Here is a 22,379-nt window from a genome sequence, read left to right on the forward strand (position 1 = left end):
ATGAATGTAGTTTATGTGGCGTCAGAAGTGTTCCCATTTTTCAAAACAGGAGGATTAGCGGATGTAATGTATTCGCTTCCAAGAAAAATGAGCAGAATTGGACATGATGTAAGTGTAATCATGCCGAAGTATTCACAGATTTCACAAATTTATACGAGAAAAATGGAACATGTAATTTCAGTTGAGTATAGCGGAAGAGTATTTAATATTTATAAGATAGTAGAGGGATATGTAATCTATTATTTTGTGGAAAATAAAGAATTATTCGAACGTTCTCAGGTATACGGATGCGATGATGAAGATATACAGTTTAGTGTATTTTGCGAAATAGTATTAAAATTTTTAAGAAAAATACAGCTTAAAGCTGATATAATACATTGTAATGACTGGCAGACAGGATTATTGCCTTTCTTTTTGAAAAAACGTTATATTTTGAGTGATGAATTTTTTGCTAATATGAAAACAGTTTTTACAATACATAATTTGATGTATCAGGGGAAATTTTCCAAAACCTCGCTTCACAGGTTAGGTTACGATGTAGAGGGCGACGGTTTGAACTTTATGAGAATTGGTATGGAATATGCTGATATAGTCACAACTGTGAGTAAAACTTATGCTGAAGAAATAAAATACCCTTACTTTAGTGAAGGGCTGGAAGATATGACTACATCAAAAAAAATATATGGTGTTTTGAACGGAATTGATGTCATTTATTTTAATCCTGAAAGAAACAGCAGCATATATGTGAATTATAATATTTACACCAGAAAAGACAAGGCAAAAAATAAAATGTTTCTGCAGCAGGAAATGAAGCTTCCGGAAACAGCTGAAACACCTGTGATTTCCATGATTACAAGGCTTGTAGAAGGAAAAGGAATGGATCTTGTCAGATACAATATTGAAGAACTGCTGAAAGATCCTGTACAGATAATAATTCTGGGAAGCGGAGATAAGCAGTACGAGGAATTTTTCTGGAATCTGGAAAAAAAATATCCATCAAAATTCAAAATAAAACTCGGATATGATCCTGTGCTTGCAAATAAAATTTATGCAGGAAGTGACATGTTCCTGATGCCCTCCAGATATGAACCGTGCGGTTTGAGCCAGATGATAGCAATGAAATTCGGAACAATACCAATAGTGAGGGAAACCGGAGGACTGAAAGATACAGTTACATCCTATAATAAATATACCGGAGAAGGAAATGGATTTACATTTGCCAATTTTAACGCAGATGACATGCTCTACACATTAAGACGTGCCGAAAGATATTATTTTAATGATAAAGGAGTATGGGATAAGCTTATAGAAAGAAATATGAATCTGGATTTTTCATGGATAAGATCTGCAAGGGAATATGAGAAACTTTACTGGATAGCTAAAGGAGACAAGGTGCTGAAAGCAGACCTCGCCGAGAAATAAAATATATGGATTGCCTTAAAACAGGAGCCTGTTAAATAAATACTATTATAGTAAGAATTAACAGGTTGATATTTTAAGGCAGTCTTTTTTTTATGCAGATAATCAAGAATGATTTTCTTTTTAATTTGACAAAACATTATCGGACTTTATTTCTTTGATATTTTGCAAAATTATAGAATATCAAACTAAAAAATAATGAAAAAATATTAATAATAAAATAAAAATAAGTGGAAATATTAAAAAAAATGATCCTGATAATTCAGGATCAGATTCATTAAACAAGCTTGAAATTTTCCAGGATATCCTGTATAATGATACCTAGTTCAAGATAGAATTTTTCAGTCTTTAAGTCGTCTTCTTCAGAAGCAATACATATAAGACCTTCTTCAAGAAGCTTGTTAATCAGATAAAGTGAAAATAGTCCGTCTTTAGACATTTAATTCGTCCCCCTTTTGATTATTTTGTAATTAATTTATAGCATAAAAGTAGATTAAGGTCAACGTTTTTTATAAAAAATATAAAAAAATTACTTAAAATGTAGTAAAATAAAACTGAGGAGGGGATATGGATAATTTTGAAAAACTTGTTATGATTTTGAAAGAAGCAAGACTGGAAAAGGAGTATTCTTTCAGACAAGTAGAAATGTATCTGAATCATAAGGGGGTGAAATATAATTTTACATCATTGAAAAAATTGGAGGATGGCAAGATAAGATCAATATCGCCAAGAGTTCTGCATACTTTAGCGGAAATTTACGGACTTAATGCCGTGGAGCTTTTTAAAATGGCTGATTTTCTGGATAAGAACTACGAAATAGAGAGGGTTCATTTTATTGATTATAAAATGATAGGCGTATCTTCTTTTGAATATGTTCAGTTTAATGATATTCAGGAGCTCTATGATGCAACTGAGCTGTACAACCAAAGAGAAAACGATACATATGTAATAAAAATGAAGGATCAGAGCATGCAGGGTCTCGAGAATAGAAATATACCGGATGGTTCTTATCTTGTAGTGGAGTCAGACGTGCCTGACAATATTTTTAAGCTGCATAATGAGGTCTGCATTTTCAAATTTATGGACAAATTTTATGTAAGAGAGCTTCAGATAGTAAATGAAAGAGTATTTTTGAGATCATTTAATAAAAAATATGCAGATATCATGATTAGTAATCTCAGAGATTTGAAGTGCGAAGGAAGAGTAAAAAAATGCTATTATGTAAAAGAATTTAGCAGAAAAATACAATAATTTTAGAATTACCGGAGTATCCGGCCCCCGTTACTATAGAAAAATCAAATATAGCAGCATATTTAGATTACTAATTATTTCCTTGACAAATGAATAATTAATTTGTTAATATATATTGTAAACTATTAATAAGAATGGTGAGAAGAATGGCTGAAAAATCAAAGATGTATAAAAGTATATTTTTTGATAATGTCTCAAAACCTGAGATAGTTTTAAGGTATAAACAAATAAATAACTTCATATAACTCTAGAGCTATAAGTGCATACTAGAGTTTTTTTATGAAATAAATTTTGAAAAAATAAAAAAGGAGTATGGTAATGGAATATGATGTAGATGTTTTGATTTCGAGAGAGGAGATAAATAAAAAAGTTAAAGAGCTTGCCGAAACTATAAACAAAGACTTTGACGGGGAAGAAATAGTCTTAATAGGTCTTTTGAGAGGCTCTGTAATTTTTTTGTCTGATCTTGCAAGAGAGATTACTCTGGATGCTAAAATTGACTTTATGACTGTATCGAGCTATGGAAACAGCATGGAAAGTTCAAGGGAAGTACGTATAAAAAAGGATCTGGAGGAACTGATAGAAGGAAGAAACGTAATAATAGTGGAAGATATCATTGATACAGGATATACACTAAAAAAAGTAGAAGAAACACTAAAAATAAGAAATCCAAAAGTCATGAAAATATGTACTCTGCTTGACAAGCCTGAAAGAAGAGAAGTAGATATTAATGTAGACTATATCGGGTTTAAGATTCCTGATGAATTTGTAGTCGGATATGGTATAGATTATGCGCAAAAACATAGAAACCTGCCTTATGTGGGGATTGTAAAGAAAATAGGAGGATAAGAATATGAATACTTATGTAGTAGTGGGAACACAGTGGGGAGACGAGGGAAAAGGGAAAATAATTGATGTACTGGCACCGAAGGCTGATTATATTGTCAGATTTCAGGGCGGTAATAACGCAGGACATACTGTGGTGGTAAATGATGAAAAGTTTATATTGCAGCTTCTTCCTTCCGGAATAATCAATTCAAAAGGAAAATGTATAATAGGACCGGGAGTGGTTGTAGATATCGAGGTGCTTTTGAAAGAGATAAATGAATTGGAAAAAAGAGGAAAGAATCTTGATAATTTATTTATAGATGAAAGGGCTCATCTGATAATGCCTTATCATATAGAAATAGATAAAGCAAGAGAAGAGGCAAGGGGAGAAAATAAAATAGGAACGACACAGAGAGGAATAGGACCATGTTATATTGATAAAATAGCAAGAAACGGCATAAGAACCGGAGATCTGCTGGAGATGGACAGATTTAAGGATAAGCTGGAATGGAATATAAAAGATAAAAATGACATGCTGCAAAGATATGGAAAAGAAACATTTGAGCTGGAAGCCTTATATGAAAAATATGTAGATCTGGCACAAAAAATAAAGCACAGAATTATAGATGCAGTAAGTGAAGTAAATGAAGCAGTAGACAATAATAAAACAGTTCTCTTTGAAGGAGCACAGGCATTAATGCTGGATATAGATTACGGAACATATCCATATGTAACTTCTTCTTCACCAACTGCAGGAGGAGCTGCTGTGGGGGCAGGAGTATCCCCGAGAAAAATAGAAAGAGTATTAGGAGTAATGAAAGCCTATACGACAAGAGTGGGAGAAGGTCCGTTTCCTACTGAAGAGGATAATGAAACAGGAGAAATTCTTAGAAAAACCGGCGGAGAATACGGATCAAATACTGGAAGACCGAGAAGATGCGGATGGCTTGATCTGGTAATAGGAAAATACGGAGTAATGATAAACGGTCTGACAGATATAGTACTGACTAAGCTGGATGTATTAGACGGTTTTGATAAAGTAAAAATAGCAGTAGCTTATGAAATAGACGGAAAAAGATATGTGAACTATCCGCCGAATTTGAGAAAATCAAAAGAAATAAAGGTAATATATGAAGAGTTTGACGGCTGGAAGGAAGATATAAGCAAAATAAAGAATTATGACGAGCTTCCTGAAAATTGTAAAAAGTATATCAAGTTTATAGAGGAATTTTTAGGGTGTCCGGTATCAATGGTTTCTGTAGGTCCGGAAAGAACACAGAATATATACTTAAAAGATTTATAATTTTTGAAAATTTAATATATACTGAAAGGAAGTAATATGAAAAAAGATGTGTATGATAATCCGCTTATAGAAAGATACAGCAGTAAAGAGATGCTTTATAATTTTTCACCTGAAAAGAAATTCGGAACATGGAGAAAATTATGGGTAATTCTGGCTGAATGTGAAAAAGAAATGGGACTTGATATAATAAGTGATGCACAGATACAGGAGCTGAAAAAATTTGAGAATGATATAAATTTTGAAACAGCAAAAGAATACGAAAAAAAATTGAGACATGATGTAATGTCGCATGTCCATGCATATGGTGAACAGGCAGTAAATGCAAGGGGGATAATTCATTTAGGAGCTACAAGTGCTTTCGTAGGGGATAATACAGATCTGATTCAGATAAGAGACGGACTGGAAATTATAAAAGAAAAAATGGTAAATTTGATAAAAAGTCTGAAAGATTTTGCACATAATAATAAAGATATTCCAACGCTGGGATTCACTCATTTTCAGGCAGCACAGCTTACTACTGTAGGGAAAAGGGCAACGTTATGGCTGCAGTCTCTGCTTCTGGATTTCGAAGAACTGGAATTTCGTATTGAAAATTTAAGATTCAGAGGAGTAAAAGGAACAACTGGAACACAGGCAAGCTTCAAAGAGTTATTTAACGGTGATTTTGAAGCAGTAAGAGAACTGGATAAAATGGTTACAAAAAAAGCAGGATTTAATAAATTACAGGGTGTAACCGGTCAGACTTATGACAGAAAAATTGACAGCCATACTTTGGAGCTTCTTTCAAATATCGCACAGTCGGCACATAAATTTACTAATGATATGAGATTGCTGCAGCATTTGAAAGAGCTGGAAGAGCCTTTTGAAAAAAATCAAATAGGGTCGTCAGCTATGGCGTATAAAAGAAACCCGATGAGAAGTGAAAGAATTTCATCACTTGCTAAGTTTGTCATGTCATTGTCAATGAACGGAGCTTTGGTATATTCGACACAATGGTTCGAAAGAACACTTGATGATTCGGCAGATAAGCGTCTGTCTATTCCGCAGGCATTTCTTGCAGTGGATGCCATTCTTATAATATGGCTGAATATACTGGATGGAATAGTAGTTTATCCTAAGGTAATAGAAGCTAATATTATGAAAGAGCTTCCGTTTATGGCATCTGAAAATATAATTATGGAAGCTGTGAAAAACGGTCAGGACAGACAGGAAGTACATGAGATTATCAGGGAATTATCAATGGAAACTACTAAAAGGGTAAAACTGGAAGGACTTTCGAATGACCTTATAGAAAGAATTAAAAAAGACGGAAGAATCAAAGTAAATCCGGAAAAGCTGGATAGTATACTGGAACCGGGGAAATTTACAGGATTTGCGGCTGAACAGACAGAAGTATTCATAAATGAAGAAGTGGAACCTATATTAGTAAGATATAATCATTTGATAAAAAAGATTGATTCTGATCTGAAAGTATAAAAAAATAATGCAGCTGAAAGTTTGAAAATATTGGACTTTCAGCTGTCAAAATAACTAGGAGGGAATATGTATAAGCTGAGGACACTTTTTATATTAATCTTCGCATTAACAATATCAATTTTAACCTTTTCAAAATCCAAACCGGAAACTTCATCAGATAATTTTTATGAACTGAAGAAAATCAATCAGATAGTAATAAAATTAATAAAAAAACGAGATATAAGCGCTTTATCTAAATATGCACATCCTAAAAAAGGGATTATGTTTTCACCTTATTCTGATTTGAAAAATAATGATAATCAGATAATTGAAAAAAAAGAACTGGTAAAAATTTATGAGAAAAATGAAGAACTGGTATGGGGAGAGTATGACGGAACAGGAGTCCGTATTCTTCTTACATTTGATAATTATTTTGACCGATTTATATATGATGAAGATTTTATAGAGTATGAGCCGAATTATGACAGTATAATGGGAACCGGCAATAGTATTGAAAATATGAATAGTGTTTTTCCTTATGCAAGATCTGTGGAGTATTATACTCCGGGCACAGAAGAGTATGCATATATGGACTGGAAGAGTCTGAGACTTTTATATGAGATATACAGAGGGAAATACTATCTTGTAGCAGTAGTTCATAATGAATGGACAATATAACATTATCAGGCACTTTTTTAATTTGACAATTATTTTAAAATAAGTTATAATTGCTTATACAAATATAAGAGGTATTAATTATGATGAAAATAGATAATGTAATATTGAAGGTTAAGGATATAGATAAAATGACTGCTTTTTATGAGAAAGTTTTAGGAATGAAAGTAAGAAAGCGGGATAGTGAGAGAACAGAACTCGGGACAGATAAAGATACTCTGCTTATCCTAAAAACAAATGAAAAATTAAAATACAGAAAACCAGAAACAGCAAATTTATATCATATAGCATATTTACTTCCGGAACGGACTGATCTTGCAGTCTTTCTAAGACATATTATGGATATAGGCTTTGACGGGTTAGGAGCTGCTGATCATCTGGTAAGTGAAGCTATTTATCTAAATGACCCTGAAAATAACGGGATAGAGATATATACAGACAGAAATAAGGAAGGATGGAGTTATACTAATAATGGTGATGTAGTAATGGATACTCTTTCATTGAATGCTGACGAGCTTTATTATCTCAGCAGTAATTCAAATTTCAGAATGCCGGACGGCTCAAGAGTAGGGCATGTTCATATGCAGGGAGTAAATATTCCGGAAATAAGAAAATTTTATGAGGATATATTGCTTTTAAATAAGACAGCTGTTATGCCAAATGCAGTTTTTATGTCATATGACGGTTATCACCATCATTTTGCATTTAACCACTGGGATTCCAGAATTTCAAAACCAGGGGATAATACAAGTACAGGACTTGAAGCTATTGAATATGAAATAGATAAAGAGAGATACGAGCATATAAAAAATAATGCGGAAAAAAATTTGAAGTATCCTGATTTAGAAATAATGGACGGATATTTTATGATTAATGATTTGAATAATGTAAAGCTTATAATTAATAATAAGAATTAAATATGAAAAAAGCCGGTTTTTGGAAATATTGATACCCGGCTTTTTAATTTACTGTAATACATCATAAAAAATACTTAGAAACCGAGAAATTTTAAGTATGCTTTTTTCTTGACAAGTTTGAAATATTACTGTTATCATGTAATTGTGAGATAATTATCAGGTAAGGAACAGCAGGGATTGGATCTAAGAAAAATGTATTATAAAATGATTTAGCAGACTATGTATAAACATAGCAAATGATAATATTATTTTCTTATTACCACTTGACAAACTGCCTTTTTAACCTTATAATCTTATATATCATTTATATATATACTTGACTGTGATAATTATAAAAAATGTATATAGTTAAATATTTTATATTTATGTTTGGAAAAATATAATAAAGCTTATATTTAGACTGTTTTGATGTTTATATAGAGTGAATAATTTTAAGTTTATATTTATATAAATATTAATAAAATAAATTTTTGGAGGATAAAATAAGAATGGGACTAAGTTTAACTTACAAAATACTAGGTCAAAATTTGTTAAAAGGTGAATTGAGACCGGGAGAAGAAATCTGTGTGAAGGTCCATCAGACTCTGACTCAGGATTCTACAGGAACTATGGCCTATCTGCAGCTGAATGCTATGAATGCAGATAAGGTAAAGACAGAAGTATCAGTAGCATATATTGATCATAATATGCTTCAGGCAAGTTTTGAGAATGCCGATGATCATGAGTTTATAAAAACTTCGGCAGCCAAACACGGAATAATCTTTTCCAAACCCGGCAACGGAATATGTCACAGACTGCATCTGGAAAAATTCGGAAAACCCGGAAAAATATTAATAGGCTCAGACAGTCATACTCCTACAGGTGGGGGACTGGGCATGATAGCCATGGGAGCTGGAGGGCTTGATGTAGCTATTGGTATGGCAAGAGGTTTATACTATTTGAAAGCTCCAAAAGTTTATAATGTGGAATTAAGAGGAAAACTGCAGCCTTGGGTTTCTGCCAAGGATATAATACTTCATGTATTAAGAGAGCTTACTGTAAAAGGCGGAGTAGGCTATGTAATAGAGTATACAGGCGAGGGTGTAAAATATCTGTCTGTAGATGACAGAGCAACTATCACAAATATGGGTGCAGAGCTGGGAGCAACTACATCGATATTTGAAAGCAATGAAGAAACATTGGATTTCTTAAAGAAGCAGGGACGTGAGGAGGATTACATACCTCTTTCAGCAGATCCGGACGCAGAATATGATGAAAAATTAGTGGTAAATCTTGATGAGCTTGTACCGCTTGCAGCATTTCCACATAGCCCGGACAATGTTCATGAAATACCGGAAAGTGAAAAAATAAAAGTTGATCAGATAGCAATAGGCTCTTGTACGAATTCATCATATTCAGATTTTATGAAACTTGCAAAAATACTGGAGGGAAAAAAGGTACATCCTGATGTGAGTCTTGTTTTATCTCCGGGATCAAGCAATATAATGAATATGATATCTGAAAACGGAGCATTAGCTACTTTGATAGCTGCCGGAGCAAGAGTGCTGGAGGCATCATGCGGTCCGTGTATAGGTATGGGGCAGGCACCAAAATCCGAAGGAATCTCGTTAAGAACTTTTAACAGAAACTTTAAAGGAAGATGCGGAACTATGAATGCCGAGGTTTATCTTGTAAGTACGGAAACAGCAGCAGTGTCATCGATAACTGGGTATTTTACTGATCCAAGAACTTTTGGTGCTGACATTAAGGTGGAGTTCCCTGAAAAATATGCATTATATGACAATTACTATATATATCCGCCCGAATCAGACGAAGACAGAAGAAAGACAGAGATAATAATGGGGCCGAATATAAAGCCGTTTCCGATAAATAAACCTCTTGAGGATGAATTTATCAGAAAAGTAATATTAAAAACAAAGGATAACATAACAACAGATGATATTTGTCCTTCTAATGCAAAGCTTCTGCCTTTTAGATCAAATATACCAAAATTATCTGAGTATTGCTTTAATACAATAATACCTGATTTTAAAGAGAGAGCAGAAAATAATGACGGCGGTATTGTAGTAGGCGGAGATAACTATGGTCAGGGCTCGAGCAGGGAACATGCAGCTTTACTTCCGCTGTATTTAGGAATAAAAGCAGTAATTGCTAAATCTTTCGCCAGAATACATAAGGCTAATCTTGTAAATGCAGGAATTATACCTTTAGAATTTATTAATGCCGAGGACTATGATAAGATTGACGAATATGATGAACTGGAATTCAAGGATACAAAATCATCTTTGGAAACTGGAGTATTTAAAATACTGAACAAAACAAAAAATATAGAATTTGAAGCCGGATTTACAGGTTCCGAAAGAGAAAAGAAAATATTGGAATATGGCGGATATCTGAACTTTGCCACAAGTTCTGAATTTTAATACATACAAAAAAGGAGGAATTATGAGAAAAGTAACTCTCATTCCGGGAGATGGAATCGGTCCGGAAATATCAAAAAGTGTAACGGATATATTTGAAGCAGCCGGTGTAGAAGTAGAATTTGAAATAGAAAACGCCGGAGAAAAAGTCTATAATGAAACAGGGGAGCTTATACCCGAATCATTATATAAAAGTATAGAAAAAAATAAAGTTGCTTTGAAAGGGCCGATAACAACACCGATAGGTAAAGGATTCAGAAGTATAAACGTATATCTTAGAAAAAAATATGATTTATATTCTAATATAAGACCGATAAAAACTCTTCCGGGAATCAAAACAAGATATGAAAATATTGATCTGGTTATATTCAGGGAAAATACCGAGGGACTTTATATTGGCGAGGAAAAATTTGAAAACGAAGAACAGACATCAGCAATAGCAATAAAGAGAATTACAAAAAAAGGAAGCTTCAGAATAATAAAAGCAGCTTTTGAATATGCAAAAGCCAATAATCTTAATAAAGTAACCGTGGTTCATAAAGCGAATATACTTAAAATAACTGACGGATTGTTTCTGGATACGGCAAGAGAAATAGCAAAAGATTATCCGGGAATAACTGTTGAGGAAGTAATAATAGACAATATGTGCATGCAGCTGGTTATGAACCCTGAAAAATATCAGGTAATAGTAACTATGAATCTGTACGGCGATATTCTTTCAGATCTTTGTGCCGGTCTTGTAGGCGGTCTAGGGCTGGCTCCGGGCGCAAATATCGGGGAAGATATTGCTGTTTTTGAAGCAGTACACGGATCAGCACCTGATATAGCCGGTCAGAATAAGGCTAATCCTCTGGCACTTTTATTTACATCTATAGATATGCTGAAATATCTTAAAGAAAATGAAAAAGCTGAGCAAATAGAGAAAGCTGTTTTAAGAATTCTTGAAAAAGGGGAAGTATTAACGGCAGACTTAGGTGGCAGTGCCACAACAGAAGAACTTACAGCAGAAATAATAAAAAATCTATAGTCGGGAGTGATTGAATGGATGACAAATTTTTAGATTCTCTTTCAAAAATTATAAAACAAAATAATGTCATAGAGCCTGAACTATATGATAGATATGATGTAAAGCGGGGACTTAGACACAAAAACGGCACCGGAGTTCTTGTGGGACTTACGAAAATAGGTTCTGTCCATGGTTATAAAATAGAAGACAATAAAAAAATTCCCGAGGAAGGAAGACTTTATTACAGAGATTATGAGATAAAAAAACTGGCTTCTATACTAAAAGTAGAAGACAGGTTTTCATTTGAAAAAACAATGTTTTTGTTACTATTTGGAGAAGTACCTACTTCTGCCGAATTAAATCTTTTTATATCCAGTCTGAACGGATTTCAGAATCTTCCGGAAGAATTTACGGAAAATTTTCTTTTGAGAAAACCTAGTATTGATCTCATGAATCAGCTGCAAAGAGCAGTTTTATGTCTTTATACGATAGACGATAATCCTGACGATACATCATTAAATAACCTTATAAGACAGGCACTAAGTATAATAGGAAAATTTCCGAGCATTTTGACATATAGTTATAATGCTTACAGACACAAGCATTTTAATGACAGCCTTGTGATACATAATCCCAGACCTGATTTGAGCATAGCAGAAAATATACTGTATATGTTCAGGCACAATAATGATTTTTCACGTATAGAGTCTACAACTCTTGATCTGCTTCTTGTTATTCATGCAGAGCACGGAGGGGGAAATAATTCTACATTTACTTCACATGTTGTTTCTTCGACGGGAACTGATACATATTCAGCTATATCTGCTGCAATAGGATCGCTTAAGGGGCCAAAACACGGCGGTGCGAATTCCATGGTTTCAAAAATGATTAATAATATAAAAGAAAATGTAGATTATTCGGACAGAGAAAAATTAAGGGAATATCTGAGAAAAATGCTTAACAATGAGGTATTTGACAAATCAGGACTTATATACGGAATGGGTCATGCGATATATACTCTTTCCGATCCGAGAGCAGAGCTTCTTAAGGTAAAGGCAGAAGAACTGGCACTTTCAAAGAATAAGACTGATGAATTTAATCTGTATAAAAATATAGAGGAAATTTCAAAGGAGTTATTCAAGGAAATCAGGGGAAATGATTTTGAAATATGTGCAAATGTAGATTTTTATTCCGGTTTTGTATATAAGCTTTTAAATATACCGGAAATAATGTTTACACCATTGTTTGCCACTTCAAGAATAGCAAGCTGGAATGCTCACAGAATCGAACAGCTGGTTTTTGATAAAAAAATTATTCGTCCTGCATATAAAGCAATAGATGCAGATGGAAATTTATTATAATGGTTTCGAAGAAAACTATTTGATATTTTTAAATTAAGAATAACAGAATATAATAATGTATAAGGGGCGTAAGCTCCTTATATATTTATTTAAATAAATATATATTGTTAGTATTGTATAAAAATATATTGGGAGTACAATTAATGAAATAGAAAAATACTAATATTTTAGAAATAAAAGCTGAAAATATTCTTATATGAAAACAGACTGGATATATGCCGGTCTATTTTCATGTAAAAAACAAAACTCTTGACTTGGAGTGAACTCAAAGTGTTATAATTTTTACAATGTAAATAATCAGGAGGTAATAATGAAAAAAGAATTATATTTGATGCGTCATGGGCAGACATTATTTAATAAAAGAAGAAAAGTTCAGGGCTGGTGTGATGCGCCGCTGACTTCGCTGGGAATAGAACAGGCTAAAACTTCCGGAGAATATTTTAAAAAATCTAAAATCATTTTTGATAAGGCTTATAGTTCCACTTCAGAACGAGCATGCGATACACTTGAATTAGTAACAGATATTCCGTATAAAAGATTAAAAGGTCTGAAAGAGTGGAATTTTGGGACTTTTGAAGGCGAGAGTGAAGATTTGAATCCGCCTCTTCCGTATAAAGATTTTTTTGTAAATTATGGGGGAGAAGAAGAAAAAGAATTTCAAAAACGAGCGGTTGAAACATGTATTGATTTTATGGAAAATGAACAGGGAAGAATAGTTTTAGCAGTAAGTCACGGAGCCTTTTGCGGGCAATTTAGAAAATATTGGGATCATAATTGCGAATCTAAATTAAAAATAGAAAATAATAAAGGCGGTATTGGGAATTGCTGTATTTTTAAGTATGAATACGTAGACAGAGAATTTAAATTAGTAGAAATTATAAATAATGAAATGCAGATATTGAAAATATCTGATAAATAAAACAGGAAAGTAAATAATTTTATGAAAAATATATATTAAGAAATAAAGTTATATTAGTTCATTCTGTTTTCAAATAAATTTTATTTTAATATATTGGTATTTAACATAGAAAGATAGAGAATGTTTTTTTAATTTGCTAATATATTATCGGACTTAGTGTGTTAAGAAAAATAAAAAAACATCTAGGTAAATAGAATAAGCATTTTAAAGAATGAAAAAATTAATCAGTTTGAATGATTTTACTTGTTATAAAGAAAGAATGAATTCTAAAAATTTAATAAAGAGACTGAGAGATAAAATTATGAAAAATATTATAGAGAATTTATCTCATACATTTATGGAGGAGGGGCAGAGAAAGTAATTTTTTGAATCGCTGTCCGAAGTATATAAATAATTTCAACTACAGCAAAAAAGGACTGTACTAAAGAGATGCAGTCCTTTTTCATTTTATTTCAGATCTAAAATAAGTGTTTTTATAAAAGCCAGTTCCTCTCTCATAATATTTGGAATAAAGCTGATATTCCTAGTTTTGGAACAGAGAGGATAAACAGTGAGATTATAGTGGCGGGCTATAACTCCTGCCCGGGGCATATGAAAATCACTAGTGACAAGAAGTATATTATGATATTCCATATCTGTATCCTTTAGGGCATCAATATAGAATTTTATATTTTCATTGGTATTTGTAGATTTATCCTCAAGAAATATTCTGTTTTCATCAATTCCGTTCTCAAGAAAGTATTCTTTCATAATTACGGATTCCGGTACTTTTTCATCAATTCCCTGACCGCCTGTAAGAAATACGTTTAAATGTGGATATTCCTTCAGATATTCTATAGCTTTATCAGATCTTCTTTTTCCTTCCGGAGAAAGATAAGTTCCATACCTCAAACCGCTTCCAAGAACCACAACAAAATCTGATTTTTGGGCACCGGAAGGATTATCATATTTTACATTCCTATATAAAATAAATGCAAAAAATAAAATAAAGATTATATATAAAATAAAGAAAATATAAATCATATTCTTTATGACGGAATTTTGTGTATAAACTGAAAAAAGAAGCAGAGCAGCAAATATAATTAATAAAAATGGTCCGAAATTTCTTATTCCGATAACCAGAAGAAATATGCTGTACAATATCATTACTGCACTCAATATCTTTAATGTAAGTTTCATTTTCTCTCCTTAAGATGTATTTATTTATAAATTTCAGTAAAAGTTTCCCCGATTTTTTCTCTTATTATGATATCTGCCTGTGAATCATAGGGAGTAGAGCTTATATTGATCAAAGCAAGACAGCTTCCCGAAAAATAATTGATAAGCGAAGCAGCAGGATTAACCATAAGTGAAGTTCCGCCTACAATGAGAACATCCGCATTTTTCAGCAGCTTTACAGCTCCGTTAATCACATCATAATCAAGTTCTTCCTCATATAAAACGACATCAGGCTTTATTATGCCGCCGCAGCTGCACAGCGGAACCAGAGTCTTGATATCTAGTAAATCATCAAGAGAATAATATTTTCTGCATTTCATACAGAAATTTCTCGATATACTGCCATGAAGCTCAAATACATTGCTGCTTCCGGCCTTTTGATGCAGAGCATCTATATTTTGTGTAATAATACCTTTTAATTTTTTATCTTTTTCCATTTTTGCAAGTATATTGTGTGCAGCGTTAGGTTTCGCCTCAGTGAAAATCAGATTTTTTTTATAAAATTCAAAGAAAATTTCAGGATTTTTAAGAAAAAAACTATGTGACAGTATTGTCTCAGGGTTATTTTGATAAAGACCGTCAGCACTTCGGAAATCTGGGATTCCGCTTTCTGTAGAAACACCAGCACCGCCAAAAAATACAATATTATTACTATTAAGAATAATATTTTTCAGCTTTTCAATCTCACTATTCATTTCTGTCTCCTTTTTTATTCTCAGTTTTAACAGTAAGTGCTGTTTCTATAATTCTTTTCTCTTTAATTGAAGTAATATAGAATTCCAAATTTTTGTAATTAAGTGTTAATTCTTCAAATTCTTCCGGAAAGTATCCGAGAAGAGAGATAAGAAATCCGCTTATGGTGTCTGAATCTGTAGGGAGCTCTAGTTTCAGAGTTTCATTTATTTCATTTATCGGAGTAGAGCCTTTTAGTAGATAGGTATTTTCCCCAGTTTTCAGGATATCAGGATCAAATTCGTCATATTCATCGTCAATATCACCCATTATCTCTTCAATAAGATCTTCAATTGTTATAATACCGGAAAACCCTCCGTATTCATCTATAAGTACGGCCATATGATTCTTTTTGGCTTTTAACTCGTGAAATAATTCGTTGATATTTTTAGTCTCAGGTATAAAGTAAGCCTGATGAAGGAGTTTTTTTATGTTGATTTTATCAAAGCCTTTTTTGTAGGCCTCTATAATAAGATCTTTTATATAAAGAATTCCTATAATATTATCAATGTCATTTTCATACACGGGTATTCTGGAATATTTTTCTTCTATAATATTTTCAAGTATGTTATTTATCGGAGTGTCTACATTAATTATAAAGGCATCGGTTCTTGGTGTCATGACTTCTTTTGCAGTTTTATCGTCAAAAGTAAAAAAACTGCTCAGCATATCTTTGTTAATAATACTGTCATCAGTTGTAGACTCTATTATTGCTTTTATTTCTTCTTTTGACATATTATCATTAATTATACTGCTGTCAAATCTGAATATCTTCAGAACAAATGCAGTAGACCATGAAAGAATCTTAATGAAGATATAAAAGAATTTCGATACATAGGTAATAGGAACAATAGAGAACAATGCAATAGATTCGGGGTTTGTCAGGGCAATACGCTTTGGAACAAGCTCTCCGAATACCAGAGTCAGGTATGACAAAAGAATAGTTATTATAAATAAAGAAATATTATAACTATTAGGTATGTGCAGCATAGTAAAAAGATCATTTAATCCGTCTGTCAGTCCTGTAGCAGCAAGTGCACTTGCAAAAAAACCTGCAAATGTGATTCCAATCTGTATAGCGGAAAGAAAATTGCTGGGCTCCTGTAATAGATCATACAATAGAGCAGCTTTTTTGTTGCCGTTGTCAACTAATATTTTTATTTTATTTTTGTTAGCAGAGACAACTGCCATTTCAGCAGCTGAAAAAAAGGCGTTTATAAGTGTTAATATGAGAATTAGAATTATTTTGTATTTTAAAGTTCCGGGGTCCGGTTCCATAAAAAATCCCTCCAGTTTAGTGTAAAATATTATGTTACTATACCATATTTAAAGGATTTATTCAATGTTTTATTATTATATAGTAGAAAAATATCTTAAGATGTGGTATATTTTATAATATATAAATTTTGAGAGTGTGAAATTATGATTGATACAGTATATATTATATTTTTAATTATATTTAATTTTTATAAAATTCTTACCGGATACAGTTATCTGACATCAAAATATCTGAAAAATAAAGAAAAATTAGTGATAATGATACTCATTATAGAGATACTTTCATTTATTTATATCTTTTACAGCAGATTAATCCCGCTGACTGCACCATCATTTATACTAATAGGAGCAGCAGGAGAAACCTATTTTCATGTAAAGAATTTTTTTATTATTTTTAGTGTATGTTATCTGATATTTGATTTGGGCTTTTTGGCATATTTATCAGGAATCAATATAAAAATTCTTTTTAGAAAATACAGGATAGTAAGTATAGCAACAGGATTATTATTTTTATTTAACGGAATTTTTTCTATATTTATTTTTATTTAAAGCAATAAGCTTAAGGGAGAATTTATTATGAAATATCTGATTTCCGCCTGTCTGGCAGGAAAAAAATGTAATTATAAAGGTGAGGCCAATGTAGTTAAAAAGCTGAAGGAGCTGTATCTAAAAGGGGATGCAATATTGGTTTGTCCTGAGGTACTGGGCGGACTGAAAACTCCGAGAGAAGCAGCGGAAGTCCTTACTTTTCAAGAGAAACTTACTGTGAAAACTGTCTCAGGCAAGGATGTAACAGAGGCATTTATTATAGGGGCAGGAAAAGCACTAAAAGTAGCAAAGGAAAATAAAATAACAACTGCTATATTAAAAGCGAGAAGTCCGTCATGCGGATGCAGTCAGATATATGACGGGACATTTTCAAAAAAAATAGTAAATAGAGATGGTATTACAGCAGCTCTTTTGAAGCTAAACGGAATAAAAGTAATTACAGAGGAAGAAATTATGCATAAACTAAAAAAATTATCTGATAATGAGGAGTAATAGAAATGGTTATAAAATCTGAAAAAGCTGAAAAAATGGTTTCGGAAAAGCCAAGAGGCGGTAAGGGAATTATAATTAATAACAGATATCTGGATTCACATGAGCTGGATAATAATCTTCAGGGATTTTATGTAAATGAACTGGAGCCGTCAGGGGAAATAGGTTATCATATGCATGAAGGCGAAGAAGAGATATATTATGTGCTTGAAGGAAACGGAATTATTCTTGATAACGGAAAAGAAGTTCCCATAGAGAAGGGCGATGTTATATATACTAAAAGCGGAGAGTCTCACGGTATGATAAATACCGGAAAAGAACCATTGAAATTTATTGGCTTCATTGTAAAAAAATAGTTTTTGCCGAATAAATTATATTTAAAATAAAATCTGCCTTTTTTAGAGGCAGATTTTTATATATCTGAATTATTTTTTTAAATATCTAAACATTAGTATAACGTATAAAATCACAAACAGTACTATTAAAAACCAAAGAATACCTTCAAAAAAACCGCTGGCAAGAGTACCGATGATAATACCGAATAACAGAAGAACTATTTTTAATAATGAATAATCCAGCAGAGTAAACTTTTTAGCTTTTTCCAGAGATTTTTCAAACATAATAATCACCTCTTCCTATGTAATAATTATATCATATAATAAATAAATTGTATATGAAAATAAAAAGGAAAACAACAGTATAGCGGCAGTGTCAGAAAAAAATATTAATAATATTTTACAGAATTATGGTATAATTAATAGCAGAAGAGTATAGTACATCATAATTAAAAATGTTAATTATAAATAAAAATCAGATAATACTAAATTATTAATATACCAAGGATGGTGATATCAATGTTTTCCGGGAAAATGATAGTAACAATATTAGTAGTATGGTTTATATTTACTTTTCTCTTTACTTTTTTAAAGAAAAAATCAGGAAAAGGAAGTAAATTAGAAATATGGGAAATTATTCTGGCATTAGTCGTAAGCGTTCCATTGGTTTTGATATTATTAGCCGTACACTTAATATAAAAAAATAAGGAGTTATACCGTATTTGGGGCTCCTTATTTTTATTTTATAATATTATTAGTAATTGAAATCTAAAATATCTTTATTTATTTCTCTGACTAAAAACTTTTCTGTATATGCATCATTGTGAATTCTTCCGAGTACAAATAATTTAGAAAGAATTTTTCCGGCGAATACTTTTTTTACCGGATTTATATCACTTAGCTTATATATATTTATGAAATTATAAATATTTTCGGAAACAGCTTTCAGACTTTCCTTACCGTTCTCAAATACGAATCTGCTGTCGCTTATGAATCTTTCATATATAGTCATGCCTTTATTCAAAGTAATACCGTTATTTTTTTCCTCAATGCTTGTTTTGGAAAACTGATCAAATACCTCTGCAAAAAGCATATCATTAGGCCCTTCAAATATAGTAAAAGGTCTAATATCAAGGACGATATTACTAATCGGATGACCTGATTCATAGCCTTTGGCACCCATTAGTTTCTGTGCAATTCTGGCAGCTTCGTAAGCATATTCTGAAGCAACGGCTTTTACTATATTTGCTTCCATAAGTTTATCATTAACAGGTTTATCAGGTGATACAGTTTTACATACAAAATCGTAAAGAACCTTTGAAACAGCTCTTCTGCTATCTATTTCATGAAGTTCATGCATAATGAAATCAATCTTGTTTCTAATATATTTAGTTACGTTATTATGAACATTTTCAATAATTCCATGTGTCATACCAATAAACTGAAGACGACTTCTTATAAACAAATCTTGAAATTCACGAAGATTTTTTCTGGGAACTTCAGAAAGCAGAATAAGATTTTCGGCAGGTATTTCACCTTCTATTTCATTTACTGCATATCTTACCGCTTTTAATCCTTCGGATTTTATAGGGGTAAATTTTATATTTTTTCTGGGAACAAAAAGAAGATTTATACTTTTCTCCATTTTTTCACCTTTTTTTTCTTTAGCAGCTACCAGAAGAAAATCACTCTGTGAATTCCCCTGCCAATATTTTTTTGCTTTTATATAAATATTGCCGTTTTCAAGAAATTCATAATAAGAAAGCATTTCTTTGGCTATAGCTGATCCTGAGCTGTCTGGTTCCGTAATAGCAAGTCCCCCGCCTTCACCTTCAAAAATAAAGGGCAGAACTTTTTCAATAAGTTCTTTTTTGGCATACTTAGTCAAAGGCTGTATAACAAGAGCACCTTCAATTCCTGTTCTTAATGTAACAGGGACACCGTAATGTCCTGCAAGTCTAAGGACTTCCAGAAGCTCTTTCTGACTAGGGGTTCTTCCTCCGTATTCTGCCGGCAGAAACGGCGCGAGCAGACCTTGTTTTTTTATTTCCAGCCACTTATCCTCTGGCAGATACTCCATTAAATCTATTTTTTTTTGCGCATCATCACCAAAATATTTGTCAAAAAAATTCTTTAGATTACCTAAAAATTCTTTTGTACTAAGCGATATTACATCTTTATTAATCATATATATTACACTTCCTCCTGTTTTTCTATAAATTCAGATATTTTATAAAATACTTCTAAATTTTATATTATTATATCATTCTTTAAAAAGGAAGGCAATCATTTTCAAATAATTCGATAATAAAAATAATAGTTTTTAAAACAAAATGAAATTTACTTTTTATTACTAAATAAAGCATAATTTTTATATAACTAAAAATTTTAAAATTTATAGTACAGCAGAGTATAATGCGTACATAACTAATTTATCAGACTAACGGGAAATTTATTTTAACAGAAAAGAAAATACTTTTTTTCAGATAGAAAAGTATATATAAGAATAAAAATAATTATAAAGCATTTTATAGTAATAAAATAATATCTTCAAAAGTTTCTGTTATTTGCTGTATTATTTCTTTAATATTATATAATTTTACTTTTGTTTTACTGTGTTTCGCACGTGTGCGATAGAAAAATGTATATAGAGTTAAAAAAGAGAATTTCGTACTAATAAAGACACAAAAAGGCATACTGTATAAAAACGGGATATGCCTTTAAAATAATATTGACTGAATATATTTATTTTATTTTTCCTGACAGTCTTCCAAGAACATCTCTTACTTCATCAGAAATTTCTGGTATTTTAAGTATTTTTTCCATTGTTTCAAGATCACCCGCATTATGAAAATAAATTTTGTTAATGAAGTCTATGGATATATTTTCCGGATGTTTTTCCAAAAGAGTAATTTTGCTGTCTGTATTAATATTTCCTTCTGTAAGGACACGGGCATAATATCCGGTAAAACCAGTCTCCTGGAGCATATGAGGCATTTTTGGAATATTATTTATAAGACTAAGCTTAAAGCAAGGCTGTCTTGGCTGTGAAATCTGCAATACTGCTTCTCCAATCTGAAAAATATCGCCAATACATACAGAAATTTCAGGCATATTAAGTACAGTCAGGTTTTCTCCAAAAGCACCCAGAGGAAGTTTCTTTATTTTTTGCTCAAAATATTTATAATGTTCAAAAGGATAAAAACACACGGCTTTATCAGGACCTCCGTGTAATTCCAGATTAGCCTGTTCATCACCGGAAAAACCAAGCTTTCCCAAATAAACATCAGTATTAACAGGAGTTTTTGCGATAGCTGTTTCTACAACTTTATTATCAAAGTTATATGTTTTCTTTTTTCCGGTATTTAAAGAAATTATTTTCATAATTTGTCCTTTCAGTGTAATGTATTATGAATAAAAATAAACAATACATTATAATAGTTTTTTCCTTGATTATAGCATTTATTTGAAGTAAAAAAAATAAAAAAATGTATATACTATTAAAAATATATATGCTAAATAATACTTCAAATAATAACTAAAATATATTATAATTCATTTATATATTGTATAGCAGTTTTGTTTATTTTGCGGAAGGCAGAAAATTAATATGTTTTTAGCACTATAGATGAAATTGTTATAAAAAAATCATATATAAAAAGAGGTATAAAATATGAGGATAAAAAATACTGAATTAAGATGTGAAAATGGTGATATTACAAAGGTAAAAACAGATGTAATAGTAAATGCAGCAAATAGTAGTTTACTCGGTGGAGGGGGAGTAGACGGAGCAATTCACAGAACAGGCGGTCCTTTGATTTTAGATGAATGCAGAAAAATAGTAGACAGACAGGGAAGCTGTCCGGTAGGAGAAGCAGTTATTACAACAGGCGGAAAACTTCCGGCTAAATTTGTTATTCATACTGTAGGTCCTGTATGGAGCTACGGCAAGAATAATGAAGAAGAGAAATTGAGAAAATGTTACAGAAATTCTTTGAAAATAGCAGAGGATAAGCAGCTGGAAAGTATTGCATTTTCCAATATAAGTACAGGTACTTACGGTTTTCCAAAAGAAACAGCCGGTAGAGCTGCTCTTGACGAAGTAAAAAAATATTTTATCCAGACACCGGATACTACAATAAGGGAAGTAGTTTTTGTATGTCTTGATGATGAAAATTTTGAGATTTATGAAGAATTATTAGAAAGTGAAAAATAGCAGAAATG

23 protein-coding genes are annotated in these 22,379 nt (G+C 31.8%); 16 read left to right on the forward strand and 7 right to left on the reverse strand.

Going from position 1 to position 22,379, the window contains the following annotated elements; genetic code table 11:
* Window positions 1-1,422, forward strand: coding sequence for a glycogen synthase (locus STERM_RS10550; RefSeq protein WP_012861593.1), 1,422 nt, complete (start codon window positions 1-3; stop codon window positions 1,420-1,422).
* A 274-nt stretch (window positions 1,423-1,696) separates the two neighbouring features.
* On the opposite strand, the gene STERM_RS22180 is transcribed toward STERM_RS10550, so the two are convergent.
* A complete protein-coding gene (locus tag STERM_RS22180) occupies window positions 1,697-1,858 on the reverse strand; it encodes a hypothetical protein (protein WP_012861594.1) in 162 nt (53 codons plus the stop codon).
* A gap of 128 nt (window positions 1,859-1,986) precedes the next feature.
* Between STERM_RS22180 and STERM_RS21260 the strand changes: the two genes are divergently transcribed.
* The 10 genes from STERM_RS21260 to STERM_RS10600 all read left to right on the forward strand — a co-directional run bounded on the left by STERM_RS21260 (window position 1,987) and on the right by STERM_RS10600 (window position 13,554).
* The gene (locus tag STERM_RS21260; RefSeq protein ID WP_012861595.1) at window positions 1,987-2,670 is read left to right on the forward strand and encodes a S24 family peptidase; all 684 of its coding nucleotides are present in this window, start codon (window positions 1,987-1,989) and stop codon (window positions 2,668-2,670) included.
* 318 nt (window positions 2,671-2,988) lie between these two features.
* The gene (gene hpt / locus STERM_RS10560) at window positions 2,989-3,519 is read left to right on the forward strand and encodes a hypoxanthine phosphoribosyltransferase (protein ID WP_012861596.1); all 531 of its coding nucleotides are present in this window, start codon (window positions 2,989-2,991) and stop codon (window positions 3,517-3,519) included.
* A gap of 4 nt (window positions 3,520-3,523) precedes the next feature.
* Window positions 3,524-4,801: an adenylosuccinate synthase gene (locus tag STERM_RS10565; RefSeq protein WP_012861597.1), complete on the forward strand. Its 1,278-nt coding sequence runs from the start codon at window positions 3,524-3,526 to the stop codon at window positions 4,799-4,801.
* A gap of 36 nt (window positions 4,802-4,837) precedes the next feature.
* Window positions 4,838-6,277, forward strand: coding sequence for an adenylosuccinate lyase (purB, locus tag STERM_RS10570; protein WP_012861598.1), 1,440 nt, complete (start codon window positions 4,838-4,840; stop codon window positions 6,275-6,277).
* Between the two features lie 66 nt (window positions 6,278-6,343).
* Complete coding sequence (locus STERM_RS10575) at window positions 6,344-6,934, forward strand: hypothetical protein (RefSeq protein WP_012861599.1); 591 nt, start codon at window positions 6,344-6,346, stop codon at window positions 6,932-6,934.
* Between the two features lie 80 nt (window positions 6,935-7,014).
* Complete coding sequence (locus STERM_RS10580) at window positions 7,015-7,848, forward strand: VOC family protein (protein WP_012861600.1); 834 nt, start codon at window positions 7,015-7,017, stop codon at window positions 7,846-7,848.
* A gap of 488 nt (window positions 7,849-8,336) precedes the next feature.
* Entirely contained in the window at window positions 8,337-10,271 is a 1,935-nt protein-coding gene (locus STERM_RS10585; RefSeq protein ID WP_012861601.1) for an aconitate hydratase, read from the forward strand.
* A 22-nt stretch (window positions 10,272-10,293) separates the two neighbouring features.
* Complete coding sequence (locus STERM_RS10590) at window positions 10,294-11,295, forward strand: isocitrate/isopropylmalate dehydrogenase family protein (RefSeq protein WP_012861602.1); 1,002 nt, start codon at window positions 10,294-10,296, stop codon at window positions 11,293-11,295.
* A 14-nt stretch (window positions 11,296-11,309) separates the two neighbouring features.
* On the forward strand, window positions 11,310-12,635 hold the full coding sequence (locus STERM_RS10595) for a citrate/2-methylcitrate synthase (RefSeq protein WP_012861603.1): 1,326 nt from the start codon (window positions 11,310-11,312) through the stop codon (window positions 12,633-12,635).
* Between the two features lie 310 nt (window positions 12,636-12,945).
* Complete coding sequence (locus STERM_RS10600; protein WP_012861604.1) at window positions 12,946-13,554, forward strand: histidine phosphatase family protein; 609 nt, start codon at window positions 12,946-12,948, stop codon at window positions 13,552-13,554.
* Between the two features lie 447 nt (window positions 13,555-14,001).
* Here STERM_RS10600 and STERM_RS10605 read toward each other — a convergent pair whose 3' ends face one another.
* From STERM_RS10605 to STERM_RS10615, 3 genes are read right to left on the reverse strand one after another with little or no spacing between them, the layout of a single operon-like run.
* The gene (locus STERM_RS10605; RefSeq protein WP_012861605.1) at window positions 14,002-14,733 is read right to left on the reverse strand and encodes a YdcF family protein; all 732 of its coding nucleotides are present in this window, start codon (window positions 14,731-14,733) and stop codon (window positions 14,002-14,004) included.
* A 20-nt stretch (window positions 14,734-14,753) separates the two neighbouring features.
* The gene (locus tag STERM_RS10610; RefSeq protein ID WP_012861606.1) at window positions 14,754-15,467 is read right to left on the reverse strand and encodes an NAD-dependent protein deacylase; all 714 of its coding nucleotides are present in this window, start codon (window positions 15,465-15,467) and stop codon (window positions 14,754-14,756) included.
* Window positions 15,460-16,782, reverse strand: a complete 1,323-nt coding sequence (locus STERM_RS10615; protein WP_012861607.1) for a hemolysin family protein — start codon at window positions 16,780-16,782, stop codon at window positions 15,460-15,462. Before STERM_RS10615 ends, STERM_RS10610 begins: the two co-directional genes overlap by 8 nt.
* A 144-nt stretch (window positions 16,783-16,926) precedes the next feature.
* Between STERM_RS10615 and STERM_RS10620 the strand changes: the two genes are divergently transcribed.
* The 3 genes from STERM_RS10620 to STERM_RS10630 are packed head-to-tail and all read left to right on the forward strand — an operon-like array spanning window position 16,927 to window position 18,176.
* The gene (locus tag STERM_RS10620) at window positions 16,927-17,331 is read left to right on the forward strand and encodes a hypothetical protein (RefSeq protein WP_012861608.1); all 405 of its coding nucleotides are present in this window, start codon (window positions 16,927-16,929) and stop codon (window positions 17,329-17,331) included.
* A 27-nt stretch (window positions 17,332-17,358) separates the two neighbouring features.
* A complete protein-coding gene (locus STERM_RS10625; RefSeq protein ID WP_012861609.1) occupies window positions 17,359-17,823 on the forward strand; it encodes a 2-thiouracil desulfurase family protein in 465 nt (154 codons plus the stop codon).
* Window positions 17,824-17,828: 5 nt separating this feature from the next.
* The gene (locus STERM_RS10630) at window positions 17,829-18,176 is read left to right on the forward strand and encodes a cupin domain-containing protein (RefSeq protein WP_012861610.1); all 348 of its coding nucleotides are present in this window, start codon (window positions 17,829-17,831) and stop codon (window positions 18,174-18,176) included.
* A gap of 69 nt (window positions 18,177-18,245) precedes the next feature.
* Here STERM_RS10630 and STERM_RS10635 read toward each other — a convergent pair whose 3' ends face one another.
* Window positions 18,246-18,440, reverse strand: a complete 195-nt coding sequence (locus tag STERM_RS10635; RefSeq protein WP_012861611.1) for a hypothetical protein — start codon at window positions 18,438-18,440, stop codon at window positions 18,246-18,248.
* 249 nt (window positions 18,441-18,689) lie between these two features.
* Here STERM_RS10635 and STERM_RS10640 point away from each other — a divergent pair, with 249 nt between their 5' ends.
* A complete protein-coding gene (locus STERM_RS10640) occupies window positions 18,690-18,854 on the forward strand; it encodes a hypothetical protein (RefSeq protein ID WP_169305401.1) in 165 nt (54 codons plus the stop codon).
* 55 nt (window positions 18,855-18,909) lie between these two features.
* Here STERM_RS10640 and STERM_RS10645 read toward each other — a convergent pair whose 3' ends face one another.
* Both STERM_RS10645 and STERM_RS10650 read right to left on the reverse strand, forming a co-directional pair.
* A complete protein-coding gene (locus STERM_RS10645) occupies window positions 18,910-20,343 on the reverse strand; it encodes an acyl-CoA dehydrogenase family protein (protein WP_012861613.1) in 1,434 nt (477 codons plus the stop codon).
* Window positions 20,344-20,900: 557 nt separating this feature from the next.
* Entirely contained in the window at window positions 20,901-21,539 is a 639-nt protein-coding gene (locus tag STERM_RS10650) for an MOSC domain-containing protein (RefSeq protein ID WP_012861614.1), read from the reverse strand.
* A gap of 289 nt (window positions 21,540-21,828) precedes the next feature.
* Between STERM_RS10650 and STERM_RS10655 the strand changes: the two genes are divergently transcribed.
* Window positions 21,829-22,371, forward strand: a complete 543-nt coding sequence (locus STERM_RS10655) for an O-acetyl-ADP-ribose deacetylase (protein WP_012861615.1) — start codon at window positions 21,829-21,831, stop codon at window positions 22,369-22,371.
* Window positions 22,372-22,379 lie beyond the last annotated feature (8 nt).

The sequence above is a fragment of the Sebaldella termitidis ATCC 33386 genome, from assembly GCF_000024405.1.
Lineage (GTDB): Bacteria > Fusobacteriota > Fusobacteriia > Fusobacteriales > Leptotrichiaceae > Sebaldella > Sebaldella termitidis.

What these genes read in the sequence shown, in the direction of transcription:
- STERM_RS10625 (WP_012861609.1), top strand. Translation starts at nt 17,359, where the DNA reads ATGAAATATCTGATTTCCGCCTGTCTGGCAGGAAAAAAATGTAATTAT.
- STERM_RS10645 (WP_012861613.1), bottom strand. Translation starts at nt 20,343, where the DNA reads ATGATTAATAAAGATGTAATATCGCTTAGTACAAAAGAATTTTTAGGT.
- hpt (WP_012861596.1), top strand. Translation starts at nt 2,989, where the DNA reads ATGGAATATGATGTAGATGTTTTGATTTCGAGAGAGGAGATAAATAAA.
- STERM_RS10550 (WP_012861593.1), top strand. Translation starts at nt 1, where the DNA reads ATGAATGTAGTTTATGTGGCGTCAGAAGTGTTCCCATTTTTCAAAACA.
- STERM_RS10635 (WP_012861611.1), bottom strand. Translation starts at nt 18,440, where the DNA reads ATGTTTGAAAAATCTCTGGAAAAAGCTAAAAAGTTTACTCTGCTGGAT.
- STERM_RS22180 (WP_012861594.1), bottom strand. Translation starts at nt 1,858, where the DNA reads ATGTCTAAAGACGGACTATTTTCACTTTATCTGATTAACAAGCTTCTT.
- STERM_RS21260 (WP_012861595.1), top strand. Translation starts at nt 1,987, where the DNA reads ATGGATAATTTTGAAAAACTTGTTATGATTTTGAAAGAAGCAAGACTG.
- STERM_RS10580 (WP_012861600.1), top strand. Translation starts at nt 7,015, where the DNA reads ATGATGAAAATAGATAATGTAATATTGAAGGTTAAGGATATAGATAAA.
- purB (WP_012861598.1), top strand. Translation starts at nt 4,838, where the DNA reads ATGAAAAAAGATGTGTATGATAATCCGCTTATAGAAAGATACAGCAGT.
- STERM_RS10565 (WP_012861597.1), top strand. Translation starts at nt 3,524, where the DNA reads ATGAATACTTATGTAGTAGTGGGAACACAGTGGGGAGACGAGGGAAAA.
- STERM_RS10585 (WP_012861601.1), top strand. Translation starts at nt 8,337, where the DNA reads ATGGGACTAAGTTTAACTTACAAAATACTAGGTCAAAATTTGTTAAAA.
- STERM_RS10630 (WP_012861610.1), top strand. Translation starts at nt 17,829, where the DNA reads ATGGTTATAAAATCTGAAAAAGCTGAAAAAATGGTTTCGGAAAAGCCA.
- STERM_RS10595 (WP_012861603.1), top strand. Translation starts at nt 11,310, where the DNA reads ATGGATGACAAATTTTTAGATTCTCTTTCAAAAATTATAAAACAAAAT.
- STERM_RS10575 (WP_012861599.1), top strand. Translation starts at nt 6,344, where the DNA reads ATGTATAAGCTGAGGACACTTTTTATATTAATCTTCGCATTAACAATA.
- STERM_RS10620 (WP_012861608.1), top strand. Translation starts at nt 16,927, where the DNA reads ATGATTGATACAGTATATATTATATTTTTAATTATATTTAATTTTTAT.
- STERM_RS10610 (WP_012861606.1), bottom strand. Translation starts at nt 15,467, where the DNA reads ATGAATAGTGAGATTGAAAAGCTGAAAAATATTATTCTTAATAGTAAT.
- STERM_RS10590 (WP_012861602.1), top strand. Translation starts at nt 10,294, where the DNA reads ATGAGAAAAGTAACTCTCATTCCGGGAGATGGAATCGGTCCGGAAATA.
- STERM_RS10640 (WP_169305401.1), top strand. Translation starts at nt 18,690, where the DNA reads ATGATAGTAACAATATTAGTAGTATGGTTTATATTTACTTTTCTCTTT.
- STERM_RS10650 (WP_012861614.1), bottom strand. Translation starts at nt 21,539, where the DNA reads ATGAAAATAATTTCTTTAAATACCGGAAAAAAGAAAACATATAACTTT.
- STERM_RS10615 (WP_012861607.1), bottom strand. Translation starts at nt 16,782, where the DNA reads ATGGAACCGGACCCCGGAACTTTAAAATACAAAATAATTCTAATTCTC.
- STERM_RS10655 (WP_012861615.1), top strand. Translation starts at nt 21,829, where the DNA reads ATGAGGATAAAAAATACTGAATTAAGATGTGAAAATGGTGATATTACA.
- STERM_RS10600 (WP_012861604.1), top strand. Translation starts at nt 12,946, where the DNA reads ATGAAAAAAGAATTATATTTGATGCGTCATGGGCAGACATTATTTAAT.
- STERM_RS10605 (WP_012861605.1), bottom strand. Translation starts at nt 14,733, where the DNA reads ATGAAACTTACATTAAAGATATTGAGTGCAGTAATGATATTGTACAGC.